This is a genomic window from Pseudomonas sp. HMSC057H01 (genome assembly GCF_001836405.1).
In the GTDB taxonomy this organism is placed as follows: Bacteria; Pseudomonadota; Gammaproteobacteria; order Pseudomonadales; family Pseudomonadaceae; genus Pseudomonas; species Pseudomonas aeruginosa.
In genome coordinates this window covers 1-370 of the sequence record NZ_KV828518.1, presented here as the reverse complement: position 1 = coordinate 370, position 370 = coordinate 1, and the positions used below count along the sequence as shown (strand labels likewise).

The 370-nt window shown below is 71.4% G+C and carries 1 pseudogene; it reads left to right on the top strand.

Annotation, left to right across the window (positions count from 1 at the left end):
* Positions 1–370 (top strand): annotated as a pseudogene (locus HMPREF2581_RS28945) (DUF2345 domain-containing protein); the annotation flags it as partial.

The window sequence follows — 370 nt, the reverse complement described above, 5'->3', positions numbered from 1 at the left end:
AGGCGAACAGCTACAGCGAGTTCAAGGCCGAGGAACACCGCACCACCCACGCCGAGCGCAAGGTGGAGGTCCGCGCCAGCGACCACCTCACCGTAGCCAACGACCAGCACCTGAAGATCGCCAGCGGCCAGTTCGTCGAGGCCGGCCAGGAGATCCACCTGAGCAGCGGTCTGAAGGTGGTGCTGGAGGCCGGCGCCGAACTGACCCTCAAGGGCGGCGGCAGCTTCCTCAAGCTCGACGCCAGCGGCGTGACCCTCTCCGGGGCCAACGTCCGGGTCAACTCCGGCGGCAGCCCGGGCAACGGCAGCGGCGCGGCGCCGCTGTTGCCGGGGCCGCTGCGGCAGGCCGACAGCGACAAGGCCGGCGCCCT